Below are 23,187 nucleotides of genomic sequence, written 5' to 3' on the forward strand. Positions count from 1 at the left end.
GCGATACCGGGCCTTCCTGGCGAGGCGTCAAGCTAGCATAGCGTTTTGTCGGGCGCCAAGCCGTTTGCCCTGCTTAACGAGGTGTCGATGGCGGGGTTGTCGCCTGGGTGCTGTTGTCTGTCGCGCAGGTGCAATTTGCCGGCGAAAGTCTCGGGAGCAGAAATCGCACGCAATAAAAAACCCCAAGGAGATGATCACTTGGGGTTTTTCGGTACTTAGTGGTGCCCAGGGACGGAATCGAACCGCCGACACGGGGATTTTCAATCCCCTGCTCTACCGACTGAGCTACCTGGGCCAACGGGGCGCTATTAGACGGATTTGAAGGGTGGGTGTCAAGCGCGAGTTTGAAAAATATTTAATTATTACGGGCGCTTAGGTGCGGGCAGGGGGTGCGGGTAGCGTGTTGCTTGCCCAGCGTGCCGGTTTGGTGGATGGGTAAAGCGCCATCCACCCTACAAAAAGGCTTACTCGCTCGGCGGCACATAGCCCTCGGCCTGGGCGTATTCCTCGCCGGAGAGGAATTTGTCCATCTCGGCCTGGAGGAACTTGCGGTCTTCGGCGTTCATCATGTTCAGGCGGCGTTCGTTGATCAGCAGGGTCTGGTGCTTCTGCCATTCGTCCCAGGCCTGCTTGGACACATTGTTGAAGATGTCTTCGCCCTTGGCGCCCGGGTAGGGTGGACGGTCCAGGCCGGGGAGTTCCTGGTTGTGTTTGCGGCAGTGGACGGTGCGGGTCATGGCGACTCTCCTGCAGTAAGGCTATCGGCGGCGCGCTTGAGCAGTTTCTTGACCGGGGCGGCAAGACCCAGGCGCGGCGGGGTGGCGAGGTTATACCAGAGCCAGTCGGCCTCGGCCACGCTACCGGGCGCGCTGCCCACGCGCACCAGCCAGGGTTCGATGGCCAGCTGGAAGTGGCTGAAGGTGTGGGTCAGGCCGCTTAGTTGCTGCTGCGCACCCAGCTGCAGGCCGTGGCGGCTGGCCAGGTGGTCCAGCCCCTGCAGATCGTCCAGCTCCGGTAGGCTCCACAGGCCGCCCCACAGGCCGCTGGACGGGCGACGGTAGAGCAGCACTTCGCCGTTGTGGACGATGATCGGCATCAGGGTGCGCTTCTGTGGCAGGGCCTTGCGCGGCTTGGGGATGGGGTAGCGGCTCTGCAGGCCAAGCAGTTGCGCCTGACAGCCGCTGCGCAGCGGGCACAGCAGACAGCTGGGCTTGTTGCGGGTGCAGAGGGTGGCGCCTAGGTCCATCATGGCCTGGGTGTAGTGGTTGACCCGTGCGTGGGGGGTCAAGCACTCGGCCACTTCCCACAGCTGTTTGGCCACCTTGGGCTCACCCGGATAGCCTTCCTGGGCCACATAGCGCGCCAGTACCCGTTTGACGTTGCCGTCGAGAATCGGTGCGCGCAGGCCCATGCCCAGGCTGGCGATGGCGCCGGCGGTGGAGCGGCCGATACCGGGCAGCTCGCTGAGCGCCTCGACGCTGCGGGGGAATTCGCCGCCATGCTTGGCCATAACGATCTGCGCGGTCTTCTGCAGGTTGCGTGCGCGGGTGTAGTAGCCCAGGCCCGTCCACAGGTGCAGCACTTCGTCTTCTGGCGCTTCGGCCAGGTCTTTGACCGTCGGCAGGGCGGCCATAAAACGGTCGAAGTAGGCGAGCACGGTGCTGACCTGGGTCTGCTGCAGCATGATTTCCGAGACCCAGACGCGATAGGGCGTGATGCCCTGTTGCCAGGGCAGGTCCTTGCGCCCGTGCTGGTCGTACCAGGCCAGCACGGCACTTGCGAAGTCGCTCGGGCTCATCGGTTGAACAGATTCTTCAGGGCGTCCTTGAGCTCGGGGCTGACCTTGTCGCCGAGCTTTTCCTCGATCTTCTCGTTGAGCTTGCTGCCGGCCAGTTTGGCCGCCACCTTGCCCAGGCCGTCCTGATCCAGGCGGCAGGCCTTGCCGCCCATCTCGACCGGGCCGCGGCAGCGTAGCGGCCATTCGAGGCCGACATAGCGTTCGTTGACCTGGCAGGCCGGGTCGGGCATTTCGCGCTGGTCACCCAGGATGCTGATGCCGACGCGGTAGTCCATGCCCAGGGTGCGCAGGTCGAGGTCGCCATTGCCGCTGACCGCCAGGCCAGGCAGGGCGACTTTCAGGTCCGGGTTGTTGGCTACGCCATTGCGGATGCGCAGGCTGCCTTGCAGGGTCTGGAAGGGCGTGTCCTTGCTGCGTGGCTCGCTGCTCAGGGCCTTGCGGTTGAGGGTGGCGATACCGCGGCACAGTTGCTGTTCCAGGTTCGCATCGACCAGCACGCCGTCATGCAGCACGAAGTTGGCGCTGCCGCTGAGGGAGTCGATCCAGGCCTTCTGGCTGTTGCCGCTCATGCTCAGGTCGCTCTGCAGATCCAGCTGGCCCTTGAGCGGCGAGGGTTGCTCGGGCGTGGTGAGGAAGGGCTCCAGTTCGATACGGCTGAGGTTCTTGCGCACCTTGAGCAGCGGCGTGGCCGGGCGCACATCGATGCTGGCGCTGCTGTCGAAACTGCCGCTGCCGAGCTTGCCGCGCACCTGTTCCAGGGTCAGCAGGCCGCCCTGGCTTTTCAGTTTGAGGTTAAAGCCGGTAATCGCCTGCTTCTGCACGGTGAGCTGGTCCAGGCTCAGGCCCAGTTGCAGGTTGAGGGCGCGCAGCTGCTCGATGGGCAACACGGGCTCGCTGCTCCAGGCCTGCTGGGTGGGCGCGTCGGGCAGTGGTGTGGTGCCGCTCTGGCCGGCATCGGCGATGCGCTCGCGCACCTCGCTCTGGCGTGCGGCCGCTGCGCCCTGCTGTTCCGGGCTGGATGCCGGCAGGTAGCGGTCGAGGTCCAGCTTGTCGCCCTTGAGCTGCACGCGCAGGGCCTGCTTGGCCAGATCGGCCATGGCGATTTGCCCGGTAAAGCTGCTGTCATCCAGTTTCAGCTGCAGCTCGTCCAGGCTGATGCTGTTTTGCGTGCCGCTCAGGCGGGTGACCAGTTCGAACTGGGTCAGGGTCTTGCCATCGTTCATCGGCGGCAGTTGCTTGCCGATGGTGGCGAGGAATTCGCGCAGGTTGAGCGGGGCGATGGACAGGCCACCGCTGAGTTTGGGCGCGCTGGAAATATCGCGCAGTTTCAGTTCGCCGATGGCGCGCAGCTGGTTGCCGGACAGTTTGAGGCTGTTCCACTCGGCCACCTGGGCGGCCAGGTCGACCAGCAGCTGGCCCTGGGCGCCAAAGGTCAGGGTCTGGCCGTTGAACGGCTCGCCGGAAACCTCCCCGGAAAGCTTGGCATTTTCCAGCTGGTAGCGCTGCAAGGCCTGATCCAGGCGCAGCTCGCCCTGGAGTTCACTGCGCGCGCGCAGCAGCGGCTGGTTGCTGCCGAAGAAGGCGCTGAGCTTGAAGGGCACGGCGGCGCTTTCACGGATGGCGCCTGTGGTCAGCTGGATGCTTTCGGCGCTGAATTGCTGGCCTTTCTGCAGATCCTGATAGTCGATGCGGGCGCTGTTGACGATAAGACTGTCGATATCCAGCTTAAGCGGCTGGCTGCTCTCGCTGCGCGGGGTTGACGCGGGCTCGCTGCCGGTGCTGCTGTCGGCTTTTGGCGCAGGCGTGGCTGGGGCGCTGGTCTGGGCTGGGCGGCCGACATCTTCCCAGTTGCCGCGGCCCTTCTCGTCGCGCTGCAGCTTGAGGTTGAGGCCGTCGACGCGGATATCGCTCATCTGCACTTCCTTGCGCAGCAGCGGCATCACCCGCACCGACAGACCGAGCAGGCGCAGGTCGGCAAAGGGCTTGTCCGGGGTGCTGGCGCTGGCCAGGGTGGCGTCGGTCAGTTCCAGGCCGAGCCAGGGGAACAGGCTCCAGCCGATATCGCCATTGAGGGTCAGCTCCAGATTGGCCTTGTCCCGCGCCAGTTGGCGGATCTCGTCCTTGTAGTCGTTGGGATCGAACAGGTGGGTCAGGGCGAAGCCCAGGGCCACCAGGATCAGCAACAGGCCAAGGAAGAACAGCCCCAGGATTTTGCCGAGCGCTTTCATCTACGCATCCTTGTTTCGAATAACTGGAATGTGGCAGGGAGTATAACGTCGCCGGCCGGCGGGCACGCGCCCGGGACGCAATGTGTTACAGGCAGCGCGCCACCCGCTCGGCAAGCGCCAGGCTGGCGGTCAGCCCCGGCGACTCGATGCCCAGCAGGTTGACCAGGCCAGGCAGGCCGTGCTCGCCAGGGGTTTGGAGCAGAAAGTCGGCCGCCGGTTCCCCGGGGCCGGCCAGCTTGGGGCGGATGCCGCTGTAGCCCGGTTGCAGGCGGCTGCTGTCCAGGGCCGGGAAGTAGCGGCGGATGGCCCGGGCGAAGGGCTCGCGCAGGTGCTCGTCGACGCCGTATTCGAGGCGGTCGAGGTACTGGGTGTCCGGGCCGAAACGCAGCTGGCCGCCCATGTCCAGGGTGGCATGGATGCCCAGGCCGGCGGTGTTGGCTTCCGGCATGGGGTAGATCAGATGCCGGAAGGGCGAAGCGCCCGAGTAGCTGAAATAGTGGCCGCGACAGAGATGCAGGGCGGGTACATGCTGCAGACCTTCGGTATGGGCTGCCAGTTGCTGGGCCAATAGCCCGCCGGCATTGATTACCCGCTGGGCCTTGAGCTGGAAGGCCTCGCCGCCGCTATGGCCCGAGGCAATCCAGCCGTCGCCGTCGTGTTGCAGTTGTTCGACCCGGGTGTGCAGGACCAGCTGCGCTCCCCGACTTTCCGCCACAGCCAGCAGCGACTGCAGGTAGGCGTGGCTGTCGATAATCCCGGTGCTGGGCGAGAGCAGGGCAGCGACCCCGCGTACGGCGGGTTCCAGTGCGTGCAGCTGGGGCTGCGTGAACGGCTGCAGGTCGTGCACGCCACAGGCCTCGGCATTGCGTTGCAGCTGTTCCAGCCTGGCTACTTCGCCTTCCTCCACCGCCACCAGCAGTTTGCCGATACGCCGGTGCGCCACCCGATACTGCGCGCACCAGGCATACAGGCGCTCGCGTCCTTCCAGGCAAAGTTCGGCCTTGAGCGAGCCGGGCGGGTAATACAGGCCGGCATGGATCACCTCGGAGTTGCGGCTGGAGGTATGGCTGCCGATCAGGCTTTCCGCCTCGACGATCAGGCAGCTCTCGCCCGGCTTGGCCAGGCGGGCGGCGCAGGCCAGGCCTAGGGCGCCGGCGCCGATAATCAGGGTGTCGATTGCGTCCATGGCGTTTTCGGTGCGGTGGATTGGCGGGTTTGGCCGAGGCGTGGGGCCTCTACCGGGGTTAGGCTGAGAGCATAACAAGAAGCTGGAGTGAGCCATGAATGTCGCCGTGCTGGCGGTGCCGCTGTATATCCTGCTGATGCTGCTGGAGCTGGCCTACGAGCGGCATAGCGGCCGCCATACCTATCGCCTGGCCGATGCCGCCACCAGCATCAACACCGCCGTGCTGCGCATCCTGCTAGAGGGGCCGCTGCGCCTGCTGCTGATCCTGCCCTACGCCTGGCTCTACGAGCATGCCCGGCTGCTGGACTGGAACCCGGCCTCGCCCTGGCTATGGCTGTTTGGTTTTATCGCTGTGGATTTGTGTTTCTACTGGGCGCACCGCACCCTGCATCGCTACAACCTGCTCTGGGGTGCCCATCAGCCGCACCACTCCAGCGAGGATTTCAACCTGTCCACCGCCCTGCGCAAGGGCGCCTTCCAGACGGCCTTCGACTGGCCCTTCTATCTGCCCCTGGCGCTGCTCGGCGTGCCGCTGCCGGTATTTCTGGTGCTGCTGGGTATCCAGCTGGCCTATCAGTTCTGGATTCATACCCAGCATGTCGGGCGCCTCGGCTGGCTGGAGCAGGTGATCGTCACGCCCAGCCATCACCGCGTGCATCACGGGCAGAACGACTGCTATATCGACAGGAACCACGGCGGGGTCTTTATCTTCTGGGACAAGCTGTTCGGCACCTACGCCGAGGAGCGCGAGCCGGTGGTCTATGGCGTGACAACTCCGGTGAGCACCTTCGACCCACTGCGCCTGCAGTTTTCCTGGTGGCGTCTGCTCTGGGCCGATGCACTGGCTACTCGTTCCTGGTGGGACAAGCTGCGCCTGTGGTGGATGCCCACCGGCTGGCGCCCGGCGGATGTGCAGCAGCTGCCCTGGCCGAAGATGGGCGCGGACAAGTTCGAGCGCCCCTACCCGGCTGCGTTCAAGGCCTATGCCTTTGTCCAGTTTGTGGCGATCAACCTACTTGCCTTGGTGTTTCTCGTCGGGGTGCGCGAGGCGGGCGCCTGGCAGCCCTGGTTGCTGGTGCTGGTGATTCTCAGCGGCTGCGTCAGCCTGGGGCTGTTGTTCGAGGGGCGGCCGGGGGTGTGGCGAATCGAGCTGAGTCGCCAGGCTGTTCTGACTGTGCTGGCGCTGCTCGCCAGCCTGTGGCTGGCGCCGGCACAGGCCCTGGTGGCGCAGTCTGTGGCGGCCTTTAGTCTGCTTAGCCTGTGCGGGTTGGGCTGGCTGTTCAGGGGGCAGCAGGGGGCTGTAGTCGCCGGTAGTTAGTGTGGCTTATCCCCGTCCTCCGCTGCCCCCGCTTCAGTCGTTGGCAGCTCGGCCTCGACCGGAGCTGGTTTCGGTGGCAGCAGCAGTAGTCGCGGCTCGCTGCGCACCTGTTGGATAAAGCTGCCGAGCAGGGTGCCCAGGCTGCCCACCTGCACCTGGCGCGCCTTGAGGGCCACGCGCAGGGCCAGGCTGAAACTGACCAGCAGGTTGACCAGGCCGATCAGCAGCACCAGGCCCAATGCCTGGGCGAACAGGAGCGGGGCCAGATGGCCGCTGGCGGCGCTGTAGCCGATATTGGCCGAGGAGAAGGCGACGTGGCGGATATCCAGCGGCAGGCCGGTGCTGTGACCGATATAGCCGGTCATGCCGAGCATCACGCCAAACAGGAAGTTGCCCATCAACGCGCCATAGTTATCGTGCAGGTAGTCGGCGATACGACTGCGTAGCGTCTTGGCGGGCAACAGGCGGCGCAGCAGCGGGTGGTGCAGCAGGCGCCCACGCAGATCCAGGCAGGCCGCGCGGTTGTCGAAATAGCCGGCCACCAGGCCCGAGCAGAACAGCCACAGCCCGGCGATGGCGGCATACCACAGGGCCAGGCCGTTGATCGGCGACACCGCCTTGAGCTGATAGGCCACCGCCTCGCTCGACAGCAGCGGGCTGCCCTGCCACAGCTCGTACAGCCAAGCCAGAACAAAGGCCAGGCTGACCGCCACCAGCACATTGCCCATCACCGCCGCCCACTGCGTACGGATCAGGTCCACCAGCATCATGGCCAGGCGTTTCTGGTTGGCCTTGCCGCGCTCGCCCCGTTCGATGTCCTGGGCCAGGCGCGCGGCAGTCATGGCTGGCTGTTTGGTGGCGATGGTGAAGTGCAGCAGGTGCACCAGGACAAAACCCAGGCCGTAGTTGAGGCTCTCCAGCAGGGCGGTCGTCAGTGGTGGTAAGCCCAGGCCGCCGATCTGGATCTTGATCAGGGCCAGCAGGGCGATGATGATCCCGGCGCCGCCGGCCGAGCGCAGCATGGCCAGGTAGCCACTGCGGTCGCGGGTGATGTAGTGCTCGCCGTGGTCGCTGGTGTTCTCCGTGATGCTGCGTGCCAGCAGGCGCGTGTTGCGCCGCCACAGCGGGCGGATGCCCTGGCGCTCGTGGCCGGCATGCACCAGTTCGATAAACAGCTCGGCACCTTGCCGGGCGATGTTGTCCCGTTGCGCGGCAAAGAGGATGGCGAGCAGCTGCTGCAGGCGCGTCAGGGTCTGTTCCAGGCGCTCCAGCAGGTGGGTCAGGGCGATGCTGCTGCCACGGCTGACCATGCGCCGGCGCAGGCGCTGGATCTGCTCGCTGCATTGCGCCAGCAGTACCTCGACATGGGCCAGGTCGAAGGGCGGCGGGCTGGGTTCATGCAGGGCCTGTAACTGCTGGCTTACGCACTGGGCGATTTCCCGTTGCAGGGCGACAAAGGCCGAGTCGCGCTCCACCAGGGCCGGTTCCAGGCGCATCAGGTCGCGGTCCAGCTCCTCGGCGGCAACCCAGATGGACAGCATTTCCAGGGCGTAGAGACTCTCCAGGCGCACATGGCGGCGCAGGCTGGTGGCCTGCTCGGCGCTGAGCACGGCCATAAAGGCCTGGAACAGGGCGGCCCAGCGTTCGGCGCCCAGCTCGTTGAGCCACTCCAGATCGCGCGGTCTGGGCAGCAGCAGACGCAGTACATCGCGCGCATCCTGCAGATCCAGAGGTGCCGGGTTGAGGCGCTCGTAGCAGCGGTCGACAAACTCCCGGGCGAAGCCGCGGCGCGAGAACAGACCCTGTTCCACCAGGGCCGGGTACAGGTGCAGCTTGCACAGCCAGGCCTGCAGGCGCTCGGCAAAGGGGGCGATCAGTTCGGCCTGCTGCGCCAGGCTGGTGATCAGGCTGTCCATCCGTTGCTCGCTGTCGAGGCCGCCGCGGCTGGGGCGCAGCCAGGCCACCAGTTGCTTGAGCTGGGGCAGGCAGTCGGGGCCTTCGGCCTGGGCCAGGGAGCGCAGCAGGGCGAGGCTCAGGCTGTGTTCGGCTGGGTTGCTGTCGATTGTTGCGTCGGTCACGGGGCGCTCTGCGGCAGGGGCTATCGCCTGATGCTAGCAGGCCTGGCGCCACCCCGGACATAGCCGGGGATGGCGCCGCGACTCAGTGCAAGCGATGGCGGTCGTGCAGAAAGCTCAGCACCGCGCGGCGGCAGCGGTTGTACTCCGCATCGTCGGCCAGGGCGATGCGATCGCGCGGGCGCGGCAGGTCGACGGTGAGGATCTCGCCGATGGTGGCCGAGGGACCGTTGGTCATCATCACGATGCGATCGGAGAGCAGCACCGCTTCGTCGACGTCGTGGGTGATCATCATCATGGTGTTGCCCAGATCCTTCTGGATGCGCATCACCTCGTCCTGCAGGTGGGCGCGGGTGAGGGCATCGAGGGCGCCGAAGGGTTCGTCGAGCAGCAGCACCTTGGGTTTCATGGCCAGGGCGCGGGCGATGCCGACGCGCTGCTTCATGCCGCCGGAAATCTCCTGGGGGTACTTGTTCAGGGCGTGGCCCATGTTCACCAGTTTGAGGTTGTGCTCCACCCACTCGCGTCGTTCACGGCGGCCCATGCTGCCCTTGAACACCTTGTTGACCGCCACTTCGACGTTCTCGAACACCGTCAGCCAGGGCAGCAGCGAGTGGTTCTGAAACACCATGCCGCGATCCGGGCCGGGGCCTTTAACCTCCTTGCCGTCGAGAATCACCACGCCGAGGCTGGGTTCCAGCAGGCCGGCGATGATGTTCAGCACCGTGGATTTGCCGCAGCCGGAGTGGCCGATGATCGAGATAAATTCGCCCTGGTCGATGCGCAGGTTGATGCCCTTGAGCACCTGGGAGGCGACCTTGCCGCGGGTAAAGCTCATGTCCAGTTGTTCAACGCTGAGATAGCTCATATCCGACTCCTCAGGCGGCGGGAATGCCGCGGGTGATGCGCTGGCCGACGAAGGCCACCAGGCGATCCAGGCAGAAGCCGACGATGCCGATATAGACGAGCGCGAGAATGATGTCGCTGATCCGCGAGGCGTTCCAGGCGTCCCAGATAAAGAAGCCGATACCGACCCCGCCGATCAGCATTTCCGCGGCGATGATGGCCAGCCAGGACAGGCCTACACCGATGCGCAGGCCGGTGAAGATGTAGGGCGCCGCCGCCGGCAGCATGATGGTGCGGAAGTATTCCCAGGCATTGAGTTGCAGCACCTGGGCGACGTTGCGGTAGTCCTGGGGGATGTTACGGATACCCACCGAGGTGTTGATGATGATCGGCCAGATCGCGGTGATAAAGATCACGAAGATCGCCGAGGGATGGCTGTCCTGAAAACCGGCCAGGGACAGTGGCAGCCAGGCCAGCGGCGGCACGGTGCGCAGCACCTGGAACAGCGGGTCGAGGCCACGCATGGCCCAGTTCGACTGGCCGATCAGCACGCCCAGGGCGACGCCTGCGGCCACTGCCAGTAAGTAACCCACGGCCACCCGCTGCAGGCTGGCCAGCAGCTGCCAGGCCAGGCCGACATCATTGCCACCGTTGTCATAGAAGGGGTCAATGATCAGCTCCCAGGTCTCGCTGAGTACCTGGGAGGGTGGCGGCAGGCTGGCGCCGGCACCCGAGCAGAGCATCTCCCAGAGTAGGCCGAGCAGCAGCAGGATCACCAGTGGCGGCAGCAGGTCCTGCAGCAGGGTTTGCGGCAGGCGCGTGCCGAGGCGGCTGAGCCGTGACGGCCCGGCATCCGCCGCCGGGCTGGCCACCACGGCGGGCTCGATTTTGACATTGGCGTTCATGGCTTATCTCCTTGCAGGCAGGCAGTGCCGGGCTTCAGGCCATGGCCTTGATGGCCAGGCTGTCCAGGTAGGCTTGCGGGTTCTCGGGGTCGAACACCTTGCCGTCGAAGAAGGTCTCGATGCCGCGCGAGGTCGAGGCGGGAATCTGTTCGGTCGGCAGGTTCAGCGCGGCGGCGGCAGCGCGCCAGATATCCTCGCGGTTGACCTGGGCGATCAGCGCCTGGCTGTCGAAGTCGCGTGGCAGGTAGCCCCAGCGCTGGTTCTCGGTGAGGAACCAGAGGTCGTGGCTCTGGAAGGGGTAGGAGGCGAAGTCGTCCCAGTAGCGCATCTGCTCGGGATGGTTCTCCACCACTTTGCCGGTGCCGTAGGCGAAGTTGCCCTTCATGCGGTCGACGATGTCGGCGTAGGGCGCGCCGATCCAGCGCCGCTGCGAGCAGATCTTCGCCACTTCTTCCTTGTTTTCCGGCTTCTCGCAGAACATCTGCGCTTCCATGATCGCCATGGTCAGGGCCTGGGCGGCCTTGGGGTTGGCGGCCACATAGTCGCTGCGCAGGGCGAAGGATTTCTCCGGGTGGTTGTGCCACAGCTCGCCGGTGGTGTTGGCCGTGTAGCCGATCTTCTGGTTGATCAGCTGGGCGTTCCACGGCTCGCACACGCAGAAGGTGTCCATGCTGCCGACCTTCATATTGGCCACCATCTGTGCCGGAGGCACGACGATGGTGCTGATGTCGCTGTTCGGGTCGATGCCGCCGGCCGCCAGCCAGTAGCGAATCCACAGGTCATGGGTGCCGCCGGGGAAGGTCATGGCCGCGCTGACTTTCTTGCCGCTGGCCTTTTTGGCCTCTAGTGCTGCCTTGAACGGGGTGCTGTCGACGCCGATCTGCAGGTCGCGGTATTCCTCACCGACCGAGATGCACTGGCCGGCCAGGTTGAGGCGGGCGAGGATGGAGATCGGCACCGGCTGGTTGTTCGGGGTGACGATGCCGGCGCTGATTAGGTAGGGCATGGGGGTGAGGATATGGCCGCCGTCGATGCCGTTCTTCGCCGAGCCGAGCACCAGATTGTCGCGGGTGGTGCCCCAGGACGATTGCTTGAGCACTTCCACCTCGGTCATGCCGTATTTGGCGAAGAACCCCTTCTCGGCGGCGACGAACAGCGGCGCGGCATCGGTCAGGGCGATAAAGCCCAGTTTGGCCTTGGTGGTTTCCACGTCACCGCCGGCGGCCCAGGCGCTGCTCTGGTGGTTTAAGCCCAGGCCGCCGAACAGGGCGATGCCGCCGGCGGCGGCGATGGACTGCTTGAGGAAGCGGCGGCGCGAGGCCAGCAGTGGGCTGGTGATTTCGTCTGGGGTCGGCTTGTCGGTCATGGCTGGGTTTCCTCTGGGCGAAAAAAAACGATGTCACGCTGGCCGGCTGAGCCGGTGGGCGTGGACATCGTTGTCCGGTTTGGGTTGTGGTGCCTGTGCTGTGACCAGGCTTGTCAGGGTATTAGCGAAAGCCGTGCCAGGAATTTTGCAGAGGTCCGAGCCAGGGGCTGTGATAGTGCGGTTGCGCCCGGCATATCAAGCAGTTACGCAGCGTGTTCGAGCACGATCAAGGCGCTTGCCTGAAGGCGATTGCAAGGGTTCGCGATGTTTGCTGCTGGAGCGCTGCACAGTTGCAGTGCGCCGGTGGCGTGCGATGCCTGGGTTCAGTGCCTGTGGCCTGCTAGTGGCTGCAGTTCGGCTGCGGTGGCCAGGTTGAGCAGGCGCTGGGCGACCTCCTCCAGGCGCAGCCCCTGGTTCATCGCGGTCTGGCGCAGCCAGGCATAGGCTTCGCTTTCGCTGTGACCCTGCTGGCGCATCAGCAGTTGCTTGGCGCGCTCCACCAGCTTGCGCTCCTCCAGCGCCTGGCGTGTAGTGCGCAGCTCATCCTGCATGGCCTGCAGGCGTTGGCTCTGGTGCTGCAGCAGATCCAGGGTAGAACGTGCCAGATTGCCGCTCAGGCCATCTTCGGGCGGGCTGTCGAGGCCGCTGCTGTGCACGCTGAACAGGCGAATCTGTTCGGCGCTGTTGTGCATGTCGCTGAGGTTTTCCAGTACCCGTCGGTGGCTGTGCAGCTCGCGGCGGATGCGCTGCATACCCTGTTGGCAGCAGTGCAGCAGCTCCTGTTCCAGATGACTTTCGATGCCCTGCATCAGGTCGATGCGCTGGGTGTGCAGCTCGAACCACAGTTCGCCCAGTTGTGGATCGAGCCTGGCACCGGCATGGGTGCTGCGGGCGATTTCCCGCAGACGACAGGCCTGCAGGTTGCTGCTGCTGGCGCAGAGCACTTGCCATTGTGCGGCGGCGGCCGGGCTGGCGAAACGGCAGAAGGTGCTGAAGCTGCGCTCCTGGCATTCCTGCAGATGGCTCAGGCGCTCCAGTTGCTGTGGGTCAAAGTAACCGCTGGCAAAGCCGGTCACACCCAGGGCGCGCTCCTGGCCGGCCAGTTCCTTGCCCTGCATAAAATTGAACAGGGTCACCAGGCAGCGGGTGATATCGGGGTCCACCGCGCTGTCGGCCGCCTCGAATATCACCGCCAGCAGGCCGCCGATCAGGCGTATCAGGGTGGCGGTGGCATCCTGAGCGCTGATCAGCCGTTCGCGGATGCGTCGCCTGAGTCCCGGCAGCTCGTCGAGGTGGTGCAGGGCGTGGGCGATACGGGTGAACAGGCGGGTCTTGTCCGGGGCACCCAGGCCGTTCGGGTCCATCTGCTCCAGGGCCGTGCGCACCTCCTGCTCCAGATCAGCGGCCGTGGCGCTGAGGCTGTCCAGTTGCGGGCGCAGGTGTGCGGCGGCGCTGCTCAGAAAGAGGTTGGAATAGCCGCGCTCTTTCTGCAGGGCGTGTACCAGCTGGCTGATACGGGCCACCAGGGCGCAGGTCTGGGCCAGATCCTCCAGGCCCAGCAGTTCGCTGCGCCGGGCGGCCAGCATAAAGCGCAGGGTGGCGGGTAGTTTTCGCTCGTGCATGGGTGCATCTCGCAATCGCAGTCAGATGCTTCTGTGCAAGATGCAGTCCATCCGGCGGGGCGCGTATCCCCCTGGCGCCTTTGCGCCTATAATGGCGGCCTTTTTCCGCGAGCAATTTCTGGAGCTGGAGATGGCCGAACGTACGGCGTCCGTCGAACGCAACACCCTGGAGACCCAGATCAAGGTCTCGATCAATCTGGATGGCACGGGCAAGGCCAAGTTCGATATTGGCGTGCCCTTCCTTGAGCACATGCTCGATCAGATCGCCCGGCATGGCCTGATCGACCTGGATATCCAGTGCAAGGGCGACCTGCATATCGATGACCACCACACCGTCGAAGACGTCGGCATCACCCTCGGCCAGGCCTTTGCCCAGGCGGTTGGCGACAAGAAAGGCATGACCCGTTACGGTCATTCCTATGTGCCGCTGGATGAAGCCCTGTCGCGGGTGGTGATCGATTTTTCCGGTCGCCCCGGCCTGCAGATGCATGTGCCCTTTACCCGCGCGGTGGTGGGCGGCTTCGACGTGGACCTGTTCCAGGAGTTCTTCCAGGGTTTCGTCAACCACGCTCAGGTCAGCCTGCATATCGACAACCTGCGCGGTACCAATACCCACCACCAGATCGAAACGGTGTTCAAGGCCTTTGGCCGCGCCCTGCGCATGGCCATCGAGCTGGACCCGCGCATGGCCGGGCAGATGCCCTCGACCAAGGGTTGCCTGTAAATGCAGACGGTTGCAGTAATCGACTATGGCATGGGCAACCTGCACTCGGTGGCCAAGGCCCTGGAGCATGTGGGCGCCGGCCGGGTGCTGGTGACCTCGGACGCCCAGGTGATCCGCGAGGCCGATCGGGTGGTGTTTCCCGGTGTCGGCGCGATCCGCGACTGCATGGCTGAGATCAAGCGCCTGGGCTTCGACAGCCTGGTGCGCGAAGTCAGCCAGGATCGTCCCTTCCTCGGCATCTGCGTCGGCATGCAGGCCCTGCTGGAGCACAGCGAGGAGAACGATGGGGTCGATTGCATCGGCCTGTTCCCCGGCCAGGTGCGCTTCTTCGGCAAGGACATGGTCGAGGATGGCGAGGCACTGAAGGTGCCACATATGGGCTGGAACCAGGTCAAGCAGACGATCAAGCACCCGCTCTGGCACGACATTCCCGATATGGCACGCTTCTACTTCGTACACAGCTACTACATCGAGGCCGGCAAGGCGCAGCAGGTGGTCGGTCGCGGCCACTACGGCAAGGACTTTGCCGCGGCCCTGGCCGAAGGCTCGCGCTTTGCTGTGCAGTTCCACCCGGAGAAGAGCCACACCCACGGCCTGCAGCTGCTGCAGAATTTCGCCGCCTGGGATGGCCGCTGGTAAATGAGCCGGGCCAAAGCCAAGCCGCCGCTGATGACCCTGAGCGCCGAGCAGGAGGCTGCAGCCTGTTTGGCCCTCAAGCGCTTTATGGCTGAGCGCTTCGAGCTGGAGCTTGGCAGTTTCGAGGCGGGCGAAGTGCTGGAGCTGTTTGCCCGTGAGATTGCACCGCATTACTACAATCGGGCGATTTTCGATGTGCAGACTCACCTGAAAGAACGGTTCGAGAGCATCGAAAGCGACCTCTGGGCGCTGGAAAAAAGCTGACCCATCGAATTCACACGACTTGAGCAGGTTCAACCGATGCTGATTATCCCCGCTATCGATCTGAAAGACGGCGCCTGCGTGCGCTTGCGCCAGGGCCGCATGGAAGACTCCACGGTATTTTCCGATGACCCGGTAAGCATGGCCGCCAAGTGGGTCGAGGGTGGCTGCCGCCGCCTGCACCTGGTCGACCTCAATGGCGCCTTCGAGGGGCAGCCGGTCAATGGCGAGGTGGTCACCGCCATCGCCAAGCGTTACCCGACCCTGCCGATCCAGATCGGCGGCGGCATCCGCACCCTGGAAACCATCGAGCACTATGTGCGTGCCGGGGTCAGCTACGTGATCATCGGCACCAAGGCGGTGAAGGATCCGCAGTTCGTCACCGACGCCTGCAAGGCCTTCCCCGGCAAGGTGATCGTCGGCCTGGACGCCAAGGATGGCTTTGTTGCCACCGACGGCTGGGCTGAGGTTTCCAGCGTGCAGGCGACTGATCTCGCCAAGCGCTTCGAGGCGGACGGGGTATCCGCCATCGTTTATACCGATATCGCCAAAGACGGCATGATGCAGGGCTGCAACGTCGAGGCCACCGCGGCCCTGGCCGCCGCCAGCCGCATTCCGGTGATTGCCTCCGGCGGTATCCACAACCTGGGCGATATCGAGAAGCTGCTGCTGGCCCGCTCGCCGGGCATCATCGGCGCCATTACCGGCCGCGCCATCTATGAAGGCACCCTGGATGTGGCCGAGGCGCAGGCCTTCTGCGATAACTTCAAGGGTTAATGGCTAGGGTGCGCTGCGCGCACCGCTGACGGTTTATCGGTGCGCACGGCGCACCCTACGAGAGATATCTGTTATGGCCCTCGCCAAACGCATTATCCCCTGCCTCGACGTGGACAACGGCCGCGTGGTCAAGGGTGTCCAGTTCGAGAATATCCGCGACGCCGGCGACCCGGTGGAAATCGCCCGCCGTTACGACGAGCAGGGTGCCGACGAAATTACCTTCCTCGATATCACCGCCAGCAGTGACGGTCGTGACACCACCCTGCATACCGTCGAACGCATGGCCAGCCAGGTGTTTATCCCGCTGACCGTGGGTGGCGGCGTGCGCACCGTGCAGGACATTCGCAATCTGCTCAACGCAGGGGCCGACAAGGTGTCGATCAATACTGCCGCGGTCTTCACCCCGGAGTTTGTCGGCGAGGCCGCCGACCGCTTCGGCTCGCAGTGCATCGTCGTGGCCATCGATGCCAAACGGGTTGCGCCCGGGCGCTGGGAAATCTTTACCCATGGCGGGCGCAAGCCAACCGGCCTGGACGCGGTGCAGTGGGCCAGGAAGATGGAAGGTCTGGGCGCCGGCGAGATCCTTCTGACCAGCATGGATCAGGACGGTGTGAAAAGCGGTTACGACCTGGGCGTGACTCGCGCCATCAGCGAGGCCGTGGGCATTCCAGTGATTGCCTCGGGTGGTGTCGGCAACCTTGAGCATCTGGCTGCTGGCATTCTGGAAGGCAAGGCGGCCGCGGTACTGGCAGCCAGCATCTTCCATTTCGGCGAGTACACCGTGCCGGAAGCCAAGGCTTACTTGGCCAGTCGCGGCATAGTCGTACGTTAATGCGACATCTGCCCGCTGCTGCGGGCAGGTTGGCAGTGCGTCCAGCAGGGCTTGGGTAAAATGCGCAGCCCGCTGCGCGAGAGTGGAGGCGTGACCCATTGGTCACTTTTTCCTGGCCAGGACTAGGCCGGTCAGAGCTGGCTGGTTACTCTCCTCTGCGCATTACCTGAAAAGAACAAGAGAGACCCTATGCGCAAACCTCTGCTGACTGCCTGTCTGGCTGCCTGCCTGTTTTTTGCCGGCGCCGCCCAGGCCGAGATTCCGTCCCACTATCGCATGGTGCTGCTGACGGAAAATTTCCCGCCCTACAACATGGCCATCAACGGCAAGAACTTCGCCCAGGAAGACAATATCGACGGCATCGCCGTGGATATCATCCGCGAGATGTTCAAGCGCGCCGGCATCCAGTACAACCTGACCCTGCGCTTCCCCTGGGATCGTATCTACAAGCTGGCCCTGGAAAAACCGGGCTACGGCGTGTTTGTCACCGCCCGTCTGCCCGAGCGGGAAAACCTGTTCAAGTGGGTCGGCCCCATCGGGCCGGACGACTGGGTATTGCTGGCCAAGAGCGACAGCGCCATCAGCCTGAGCAGCCTGGACGAGGCCAAGCAATACAAGGTCGGCGCCTACAAGGGTGATGCCATTGCCGAATACCTGGTGGAGAAGGGGCTTGAGCCTGTTACGGCGCTGCGCGACCAGCTCAATGCACACAAGCTGATGGGCGGGCAGATCGACCTGTGGGCCACCGGTGACCCTGCCGGCCGCTACCTGGCCAAGCAGGAGGGTATTACCGGCCTGAAAACCATCCTGCGTTTTGACAGTGCCGAGTTGTACCTGGCGCTGAACAAGGAAGTGCCGGATGAGGTGGTGCAGAAGTTGCAGTCAGAGCTCGACAAGATGCGCCAGGAAGGCTTTGTCGACGATATCCTCAACAGCTACCTGTAACAGTGCAATTGCGCGAGCCGGCCACAAGCCGGCTCGCGACCAGGGATGGTACACACCGAGTGTCTCTTGTCACCGGGCCCGGCCCGGACAGAGACGCCGCTAGCCATAACCACAAGACTCGCGAGCGGAACCGACCTATGTTGAAAACTCTGAAAAACCTGATGTTGGGCGGGCTTATGCTGTCTGCCTGTGCGGCCCACGCCGAGATCCCGGCCGACTATAAAGTGGTGCTGCTGACGGAGAATTTCCCACCCTTCAATATGGCGGTGGATGACAAGAACTTTGCCCGTGACGATGGCATCGACGGCATCAGCACCGAAGTGGTGCGGGAGATGTTCAAGCGTGCCGGCATCCAGTACAACCTGAGCCTGCGCTTCCCCTGGGATCGCCTCTATCGCCTGACCCTGGACAAGCCCAACTACGGCCTGTTCTCCACCACCTTTACCGCCGAGCGTCAGCCGCTGTTCAAGTGGGTGGGGCCGCTGGCCAAGACCGGCTGGGTGCTGCTCGCGGCGCCAGGCAACAACATCAGCGTCGCCAGTCTCAAGGACGCCGCCCAATACCGCATTGGCGCCTACAAGAATGATGCGGTCAGCCAGCATCTTGAAAGCCAGGGCCTGGCCCCGGTCAACGCCCTGCGTGATCAGGAGAACATCAAGAAGCTGCTCGGCGGCAAGATCGACCTGTGGGCCACCACCGACCCGGTCGGCCGCTACCTGGCCAAGCAGGAAGGGGTCAGCGGTCTGAATACGGTTTTGCGTTTCAACGAGGCCGAGCTCTATCTGGCCCTGAACAAGGACACCCCGGACGAAGTGGTCGAGCGCTTGCAGAAGGCGCTGGACGAGATGCGCGCCGAGGGCTATGTCGACGAGATGGTCAATAACTATCTGTAGGCCGTAGGGTGGGTTGAGCCTGCGATACCCATCAGGGCGTCCAGCGGCCCACAGCATGAGTATCGCCACGCTCAACCCATCCTGCGTATTACTGAGCGTGAGAGAGCTTGGGGCCGTAGGGTGCGCCGTGCGCACCAGCAATTTGCCGCCTGACTTGGTGCGCACAGCGCACCCTACAGATTGCGACCTTTGCCAATAGCGCCGTTCTCCTCCACGCTCCTAGGCAAAGCCTAATTGATGCATGGCATAAAAGAGCCCGCCCTTGAGCGATCAGGGGCGGGCTTTTTTAGGAGCGCTCAGTGGCTTGTAGGAGCGGCCCATGGCCGCGAGCCTGTCTGCGTGTCGCGGGCAGGGCCCGCTCCTACCGGCTGCCTCAGTTGCCGCGGGTGATATTCAGGCCCTTGAGCAGGTTGAGCGCCTGGCTGAGCTGGTAATCATCGTCCTGGAGGCGGCTCTCGGCAGGCTTGGCCTTGCTCGGTTTGTCCGCGCCGCCATTGCCATTGCCCAGATGGCCCTGCAGGTCGGCCTCCTTGATGCCCACCTCGTCCTGCTCGCGGGTGACCTTGGCGCGGGCCACCTCAATGTCCGGGGTGATGCCCTGGGCCTGGATGGAGCGGCCGTTGGGGGTGAAGTACAGCGCGGTGGTCAGTTTCAGGGCGCGGTCGTTGTTCAACGGCAGCACGGTCTGCACCGAGCCCTTGCCGAAGCTGTCGGTGCCCATCAGGACCGCACGCTTGTGATCCTGCAGGGCGCCGGCAACGATCTCCGAGGCCGAGGCACTGCCACCGTTGATCAGTACCACCAGGGGCACACCTTCGCTGGCGTCGGCCGGGTCGGCGTTGAAGCGCAGTTCGGAGTTGGCGATGCGTCCTTCGGTGTAGACGATCAGGCCTTCCTTGAGAAAGTGATCGGTGACTTCCACCGCCGCCTGCAGCACGCCGCCGGGGTTGTTGCGCAGGTCCAGCACCAGGCCGCTGAGTTTCTTGCCATTGTCCTTGCGCAGCTTGTTCAGCGCCTTGCCGACTTCCTCGCCGCTGTTGACCTGGAACTGGGTGATGCGCAGGTAGCCATAACCGCCGTCGAGAAGCTGGCTCTTGACGCTGCGTACCTTGATCACCGCCCGGGTCAGCTTGACCTCGAAGGGTTTGCCGCCGTCACGTATCAGGGTCAGTTCGATCTTGCTGCCGGCCTTGCCGCGCATCTTGTCCACGGCTTCCATCAGCGACAGACCCTTGGTCGGCTGGCCGTCGATCTTCAGGATCAGGTCGCCGGGCTGGATGCCGGCGGTGGAGGCGGGGGTGTCGTCGATGGGCGAGACCACCTTGAGAAAGCCGTCTTCCGTGCCCACTTCGATGCCCAGGCCACCGAACTCGCCGCTGGTGCTTTCCTGCAGGTCGCGGAAGGCTTCCGGCTCCAGATAGGCCGAGTGCGGATCAAGGTTGCTGAGCATGCCCTTGATGGCGTTCTCCAGCAGGGTCTTGTCGCTCACCGGCTCGACATAGGCGGCCTTGATTCGGTCCATCACCTCGGCAAAGGTGCGCAGATCATCAAGCGGCAACGGTGCGTGTTCGGCATGCTCGGGAGTGGCCTGCACCAGGGCAGGGCTGCTCAGCAGGCCGAGGCACAGAGCCAGTGTGGTAAGGCGAGGGCGGTGTAGCATCTTGATCGAGCTCCTGTCCTGGGTGGCTGGCAGTTGCCCTGCCGGGCCGAAAAGCCTGTTAACGCAACGCTTATCCCTGCGTGCGGCACCAACGTGCGGGGTCGCTGGGTTGCCCTTGCTGGCGGATGGCGAAATACAGCGCCGGGCTGTCCTGGCCACCGGTGTTGCCGACGGTGGCAATCGGGTCGCCGGCCTTGACCACTTCACCGGCTTCGCGCAGCAGGCTCTGGTTGTGACCGTAGAGGCTCAGATAACCCCCGCCATGGTCGAGAATGACCAGAAGTCCGGCGCCGCGCAACCAGTCGGCGAAGACCACCCGGCCGCCATGCACGGCGCGCACCTGGCTGCCGGCCGGGGCGCTGATCAGTACGCCGTCCCACTTGGTGCGGGCATCACCACCGCGGGGCGTGCCGTAACGGGCGCTCAGGCGGCCGTCCACCGGCCAGGGCAGCTTGCCCCGGGCCTGGGCGAAAGGCCCGCCAAAGGCGCCCGCCGAACTCACCAGCTGGCCGCTGCTAGCACTGCTGCCGGGCTGTTGCTGTTGCCGCTGCAGGGCCAGCAGTTCGCGTTGACGCGCCTGTTCGGCTTCCCGAGCCTGGCGGGCCAGGGTTTCCTCGATGGCCTGGATGGTGCGGGCAAAGTTGGCCTGATCCTGCTGGCGGGCCTTGAGTTTCTGGTCCTGGGCGCTGAACTGGCTGTTGAGTTTGGCCAGGGCCTGCCGGCGTTCCTGGCGCACGGCAGCCAGTTGCTCGCGGCGGCTGGTGAGCTCGCTCTTTTGCTGTTGCAACTGGTTCTGGTGATGGGCGATTTCCTGCTCGACGTTGGCCAGCTGGCGCAGGGTTTCGTTAAAGGCCTGCAGCTGCTCCAGGCGCGCTTCACTGAGGTAGTCGTAATAGGTCAGGGTGCGCGAGAACTTCTCCGGGTTCTGCTGGTTGAGCAGCAGCTTGAGGTATTCCTGGCGCCCGCTCTGATAGGCGGCACGGGCCTGGATGCCGATCAGGCGCTGTTGCTCAAGGCGCGCGCCTTCCAGTTTTTTTTTCTCGTCATCGAGGCGGCGAATTTCCTCTTCGCTGCTGTTCAGCTCGTTTTGCAGATCTTTGACCTGGCGTTCCAGCTGGCCCATCTCGGTTTCGGTCTTTTGCAGGTCTTTCTGCAGGCCGGATTTCTCCTGCTGCAGCTTTTCCAGCATTTTCTTCAGCTCGGCGACGTCGGCGCGGGCGGCTTCCAGCTGGCGCTGGGCCTCGGTCTTCTCATCGGCCAGGGCGGCAGTGAGGGTCAGGGACAGGAAAATGAAGGCGAGGGCGCGGAACATGGACGAGCGACACCTGGGATAAAGACGCGCCTAGTATGCCTAAAAAATGGCCAGGAGCCATTTTTAACGTTGTGCAGCGACGGCCCGAAGGGTGGCCGCCATGGACGGCAGGCCATAAAAATGCAGCTGCAAGCTGCAAGCTGCAAGCAAGAGCAGAGGCTCAGGCTTTTCCTTGCAGCTTACAGCCTGAGGCCTTTATTGCAGCTCGACAATGCTGCGGCCGGTCATCTCCGCCGGCACCGGCAGGCCCATCAGGGTCAGCAGGGTCGGCGCCACGTCGGCCAGTACGCCGTCTGCGCGGATGCGCGCCGGGCGTTGGCCGACATAGATAAAGGGCACCGGCTCACAGGTGTGGGCGGTGTGGGCCTGGCCGGTGCTTTCGTCTTCCATCTGCTCGACGTTGCCGTGGTCAGCGGTGATCAGGGCTTCGCCGCCGACCTTCTCCAGCGCGGTGACGATGCGCCCGACGCAGCTGTCCAGGCATTCCACAGCCTTGACCGCGGCGCTGAACACGCCGGTATGGCCGACCATGTCGCCATTGGCATAGTTGACGATGATCACGTCGTAGCGCTGCTGCTCGATGGCCTCGACGATGCGGTCGGTGACCTGGGGCGCGCTCATCTCCGGCTGCAGGTCGTAGGTGGCGACATTCGGCGACGGGATCAGGATGCGTTCTTCGCCGGGGAAGGGCTCTTCACGGCCGCCGGAGAAGAAGAAGGTGACGTGGGCGTATTTCTCGGTTTCGGCGATGCGTAGCTGGGTCTTGCCGTTTTTCGCCAGGTATTCGCCCAGCACATTGGTCAGGGCCTCGGGCTTGAAGGCGCTGGGGGCCGGGATGCTGGCGGCGTACTGGGTGAGCATGACGAACTCGACCTGGGGCGCACGCGGGCGGACGAATTCCTTGAAGTCGGCCTCGACAAAGGTGCGGGTCAGCTCGCGGGCGCGGTCGGCGCGGAAGTTCATAAAGACCACCGCATCGCCGTCTTCCACCTTGACCGGTGCGCCGATCACCGTGGTCTTGACGAACTCGTCGCTTTCCTCGCGCGCATAGGCGGCCTGCAGGCCTTCCACGGCGCTGGCGGCACTGAACTGGCCCTGGCCTTCGACGATCAGCTGATAGGCCTGCTCGACGCGGTCCCAGCGGTTGTCGCGGTCCATGGCGAAGTAGCGCCCGCAGAGGCTGGCGATACGGCCCTTGCCGAGCTTGGCGAAGGTGGCGTCGAGCAGCTCGATGGACGGCTGCGCACTTTTCGGCGGGGTGTCGCGGCCATCTAGAAAGGCATGCAGGTAGATCTGTTCGGCGCCGCGCTGGGCCGCCAGCTCGGCCATGGCCACCAGATGATCCTGATGGCTGTGCACGCCACCCTCGGAGAGCAGGCCGAGGATATGCACGGCCTTGCCGGCGCCCACCGCCTTGTCCACGGCCTGGGTGATGGCGGCATTGTGGAAAAACTCGCCATCGCGGATGGCTTTGGTCACCCGGGTAAAGTCCTGGTACACCACGCGGCCGGCACCGAGGTTCATATGGCCTACTTCGGAGTTGCCCATCTGCCCGTCCGGCAGGCCCACATCCATGCCGCTGCCGGAAATCAGGCCATGGGGGCGGCTGGCTCGCAGCTGGTCGTAGACCGGCGTGTGGGCGGCCATGATGGCGTTGGATTCGGGGCTGTCGCTGTGGCCGAAGCCATCGAGGATGATCAGTACCAGGGGTTTGGGCGTGGCGCTCATAAAGCTGGCTCGCTCTGCGGTCGGTGCTAAAAAGGTCGGGCATTTTACGGCCAAGTGGCGGATACGTCACCGCCG

20 protein-coding genes and 1 tRNA gene are annotated in these 23,187 nt (G+C 64.4%); 8 read left to right on the forward strand and 13 right to left on the reverse strand.

Translation table 11 applies throughout. The features are described 5' to 3' along the window. Positions 1-219 precede the first annotated feature (219 nt). The 5 genes from GJV18_RS04060 to GJV18_RS04080 all read right to left on the reverse strand — a co-directional run bounded on the left by GJV18_RS04060 (position 220) and on the right by GJV18_RS04080 (position 5,212). A tRNA-Phe gene (locus tag GJV18_RS04060) sits at positions 220-295 on the reverse strand. Between the two features lie 169 nt (positions 296-464). Then, entirely contained in the window at positions 465-737 is a 273-nt protein-coding gene (locus GJV18_RS04065) for an oxidative damage protection protein (protein WP_160343432.1), read from the reverse strand. After that, positions 734-1,798, reverse strand: a complete 1,065-nt coding sequence (gene mutY, locus GJV18_RS04070; protein ID WP_160343433.1) for an A/G-specific adenine glycosylase — start codon at positions 1,796-1,798, stop codon at positions 734-736. Before mutY ends, GJV18_RS04065 begins: the two co-directional genes overlap by 4 nt. Next, positions 1,795-4,026 (reverse strand): AsmA family protein, encoded by a 2,232-nt coding sequence (locus tag GJV18_RS04075; protein WP_160343434.1) that lies wholly within the window; start codon positions 4,024-4,026, stop codon positions 1,795-1,797. The genes mutY and GJV18_RS04075 overlap by 4 nt, the downstream gene beginning before the upstream one ends. A gap of 85 nt (positions 4,027-4,111) precedes the next feature. Continuing rightward, the gene (locus tag GJV18_RS04080) at positions 4,112-5,212 is read right to left on the reverse strand and encodes an NAD(P)/FAD-dependent oxidoreductase (RefSeq protein WP_160343435.1); all 1,101 of its coding nucleotides are present in this window, start codon (positions 5,210-5,212) and stop codon (positions 4,112-4,114) included. 94 nt (positions 5,213-5,306) lie between these two features. Here GJV18_RS04080 and GJV18_RS04085 point away from each other — a divergent pair, with 94 nt between their 5' ends. Next, the gene (locus GJV18_RS04085) at positions 5,307-6,530 is read left to right on the forward strand and encodes a sterol desaturase family protein (RefSeq protein WP_160343436.1); all 1,224 of its coding nucleotides are present in this window, start codon (positions 5,307-5,309) and stop codon (positions 6,528-6,530) included. Here GJV18_RS04085 and GJV18_RS04090 read toward each other — a convergent pair. The 5 genes from GJV18_RS04090 to GJV18_RS04110 form a co-directional block, all read right to left on the reverse strand. Further along, positions 6,527-8,608, reverse strand: a complete 2,082-nt coding sequence (locus GJV18_RS04090; protein ID WP_160343437.1) for a site-specific recombinase — start codon at positions 8,606-8,608, stop codon at positions 6,527-6,529. The two genes, GJV18_RS04085 and GJV18_RS04090, sit on opposite strands and share 4 nt — an antisense overlap. An 82-nt stretch (positions 8,609-8,690) precedes the next feature. Further along, positions 8,691-9,473, reverse strand: coding sequence for an ABC transporter ATP-binding protein (locus tag GJV18_RS04095; RefSeq protein ID WP_160343438.1), 783 nt, complete (start codon positions 9,471-9,473; stop codon positions 8,691-8,693). 10 nt (positions 9,474-9,483) lie between these two features. Further along, positions 9,484-10,356, reverse strand: a complete 873-nt coding sequence (gene ntrB, locus GJV18_RS04100) for a nitrate ABC transporter permease (RefSeq protein ID WP_160343439.1) — start codon at positions 10,354-10,356, stop codon at positions 9,484-9,486. Between the two features lie 34 nt (positions 10,357-10,390). Further along, complete coding sequence (locus GJV18_RS04105) at positions 10,391-11,722, reverse strand: CmpA/NrtA family ABC transporter substrate-binding protein (protein WP_160343440.1); 1,332 nt, start codon at positions 11,720-11,722, stop codon at positions 10,391-10,393. A 323-nt stretch (positions 11,723-12,045) separates the two neighbouring features. Continuing rightward, complete coding sequence (locus GJV18_RS04110; protein ID WP_160343441.1) at positions 12,046-13,344, reverse strand: nitrate regulatory protein; 1,299 nt, start codon at positions 13,342-13,344, stop codon at positions 12,046-12,048. Positions 13,345-13,474: 130 nt separating this feature from the next. On the opposite strand from GJV18_RS04110, the gene hisB reads away from it, so the two are divergent. The 7 genes from hisB (at position 13,475) to GJV18_RS04145 (ending at position 18,412) form a co-directional block, all read left to right on the forward strand. Further along, positions 13,475-14,068: an imidazoleglycerol-phosphate dehydratase HisB gene (gene hisB, locus GJV18_RS04115; RefSeq protein WP_160343442.1), complete on the forward strand. Its 594-nt coding sequence runs from the start codon at positions 13,475-13,477 to the stop codon at positions 14,066-14,068. Next, positions 14,069-14,707 (forward strand): imidazole glycerol phosphate synthase subunit HisH, encoded by a 639-nt coding sequence (hisH, locus tag GJV18_RS04120; protein ID WP_160343443.1) that lies wholly within the window; start codon positions 14,069-14,071, stop codon positions 14,705-14,707. Beyond that, a complete protein-coding gene (locus tag GJV18_RS04125; RefSeq protein ID WP_160343444.1) occupies positions 14,708-14,968 on the forward strand; it encodes a DUF2164 domain-containing protein in 261 nt (86 codons plus the stop codon). It abuts the gene before it with no gap. A gap of 36 nt (positions 14,969-15,004) precedes the next feature. Continuing rightward, positions 15,005-15,742 carry a 1-(5-phosphoribosyl)-5-[(5-phosphoribosylamino)methylideneamino]imidazole-4-carboxamide isomerase gene (gene hisA / locus GJV18_RS04130; protein ID WP_160343445.1) on the forward strand — a complete coding sequence of 246 codons (738 nt, stop codon included), beginning with the start codon at positions 15,005-15,007 and terminating at the stop codon, positions 15,740-15,742. A 73-nt stretch (positions 15,743-15,815) separates the two neighbouring features. Continuing rightward, positions 15,816-16,574 carry an imidazole glycerol phosphate synthase subunit HisF gene (gene hisF / locus GJV18_RS04135; RefSeq protein WP_160343446.1) on the forward strand — a complete coding sequence of 253 codons (759 nt, stop codon included), beginning with the start codon at positions 15,816-15,818 and terminating at the stop codon, positions 16,572-16,574. A 189-nt stretch (positions 16,575-16,763) separates the two neighbouring features. Continuing rightward, on the forward strand, positions 16,764-17,519 hold the full coding sequence (locus GJV18_RS04140; RefSeq protein WP_160343447.1) for a substrate-binding periplasmic protein: 756 nt from the start codon (positions 16,764-16,766) through the stop codon (positions 17,517-17,519). A gap of 137 nt (positions 17,520-17,656) precedes the next feature. Continuing rightward, the gene (locus GJV18_RS04145) at positions 17,657-18,412 is read left to right on the forward strand and encodes a substrate-binding periplasmic protein (protein ID WP_160343448.1); all 756 of its coding nucleotides are present in this window, start codon (positions 17,657-17,659) and stop codon (positions 18,410-18,412) included. 373 nt (positions 18,413-18,785) lie between these two features. Here the strand turns inward: GJV18_RS04145 and GJV18_RS04150 are convergent, their stop codons facing one another. The 3 genes from GJV18_RS04150 to gpmI form a co-directional block, all read right to left on the reverse strand. Beyond that, a complete protein-coding gene (locus GJV18_RS04150; protein ID WP_160343449.1) occupies positions 18,786-20,072 on the reverse strand; it encodes a S41 family peptidase in 1,287 nt (428 codons plus the stop codon). A 70-nt stretch (positions 20,073-20,142) separates the two neighbouring features. After that, positions 20,143-21,384, reverse strand: a complete 1,242-nt coding sequence (locus GJV18_RS04155; protein WP_160343450.1) for a murein hydrolase activator EnvC family protein — start codon at positions 21,382-21,384, stop codon at positions 20,143-20,145. Positions 21,385-21,579: 195 nt separating this feature from the next. Continuing rightward, positions 21,580-23,112: a 2,3-bisphosphoglycerate-independent phosphoglycerate mutase gene (gpmI, locus tag GJV18_RS04160; protein ID WP_160343451.1), complete on the reverse strand. Its 1,533-nt coding sequence runs from the start codon at positions 23,110-23,112 to the stop codon at positions 21,580-21,582. Between the last annotated feature and the right edge of the window lie 75 nt (positions 23,113-23,187).

The organism is Pseudomonas xionganensis, assembly GCF_009763245.1.
In the GTDB taxonomy this organism is placed as follows: Bacteria; Pseudomonadota; Gammaproteobacteria; order Pseudomonadales; family Pseudomonadaceae; genus Aquipseudomonas; species Aquipseudomonas xionganensis.

What these genes read in the sequence shown, in the direction of transcription:
- GJV18_RS04065 (WP_160343432.1), bottom strand. Translation starts at nt 737, where the DNA reads ATGACCCGCACCGTCCACTGCCGCAAACACAACCAGGAACTCCCCGGC.
- mutY (WP_160343433.1), bottom strand. Translation starts at nt 1,798, where the DNA reads ATGAGCCCGAGCGACTTCGCAAGTGCCGTGCTGGCCTGGTACGACCAG.
- GJV18_RS04075 (WP_160343434.1), bottom strand. Translation starts at nt 4,026, where the DNA reads ATGAAAGCGCTCGGCAAAATCCTGGGGCTGTTCTTCCTTGGCCTGTTG.
- GJV18_RS04080 (WP_160343435.1), bottom strand. Translation starts at nt 5,212, where the DNA reads ATGGACGCAATCGACACCCTGATTATCGGCGCCGGCGCCCTAGGCCTG.
- GJV18_RS04085 (WP_160343436.1), top strand. Translation starts at nt 5,307, where the DNA reads ATGAATGTCGCCGTGCTGGCGGTGCCGCTGTATATCCTGCTGATGCTG.
- GJV18_RS04095 (WP_160343438.1), bottom strand. Translation starts at nt 9,473, where the DNA reads ATGAGCTATCTCAGCGTTGAACAACTGGACATGAGCTTTACCCGCGGC.
- ntrB (WP_160343439.1), bottom strand. Translation starts at nt 10,356, where the DNA reads ATGAACGCCAATGTCAAAATCGAGCCCGCCGTGGTGGCCAGCCCGGCG.
- GJV18_RS04105 (WP_160343440.1), bottom strand. Translation starts at nt 11,722, where the DNA reads ATGACCGACAAGCCGACCCCAGACGAAATCACCAGCCCACTGCTGGCC.
- GJV18_RS04110 (WP_160343441.1), bottom strand. Translation starts at nt 13,344, where the DNA reads ATGCACGAGCGAAAACTACCCGCCACCCTGCGCTTTATGCTGGCCGCC.
- hisB (WP_160343442.1), top strand. Translation starts at nt 13,475, where the DNA reads ATGGCCGAACGTACGGCGTCCGTCGAACGCAACACCCTGGAGACCCAG.
- hisH (WP_160343443.1), top strand. Translation starts at nt 14,069, where the DNA reads ATGCAGACGGTTGCAGTAATCGACTATGGCATGGGCAACCTGCACTCG.
- GJV18_RS04125 (WP_160343444.1), top strand. Translation starts at nt 14,708, where the DNA reads ATGAGCCGGGCCAAAGCCAAGCCGCCGCTGATGACCCTGAGCGCCGAG.
- hisA (WP_160343445.1), top strand. Translation starts at nt 15,005, where the DNA reads ATGCTGATTATCCCCGCTATCGATCTGAAAGACGGCGCCTGCGTGCGC.
- hisF (WP_160343446.1), top strand. Translation starts at nt 15,816, where the DNA reads ATGGCCCTCGCCAAACGCATTATCCCCTGCCTCGACGTGGACAACGGC.
- GJV18_RS04140 (WP_160343447.1), top strand. Translation starts at nt 16,764, where the DNA reads ATGCGCAAACCTCTGCTGACTGCCTGTCTGGCTGCCTGCCTGTTTTTT.
- GJV18_RS04145 (WP_160343448.1), top strand. Translation starts at nt 17,657, where the DNA reads ATGTTGAAAACTCTGAAAAACCTGATGTTGGGCGGGCTTATGCTGTCT.
- GJV18_RS04150 (WP_160343449.1), bottom strand. Translation starts at nt 20,072, where the DNA reads ATGCTACACCGCCCTCGCCTTACCACACTGGCTCTGTGCCTCGGCCTG.
- GJV18_RS04155 (WP_160343450.1), bottom strand. Translation starts at nt 21,384, where the DNA reads ATGTTCCGCGCCCTCGCCTTCATTTTCCTGTCCCTGACCCTCACTGCC.
- gpmI (WP_160343451.1), bottom strand. Translation starts at nt 23,112, where the DNA reads ATGAGCGCCACGCCCAAACCCCTGGTACTGATCATCCTCGATGGCTTC.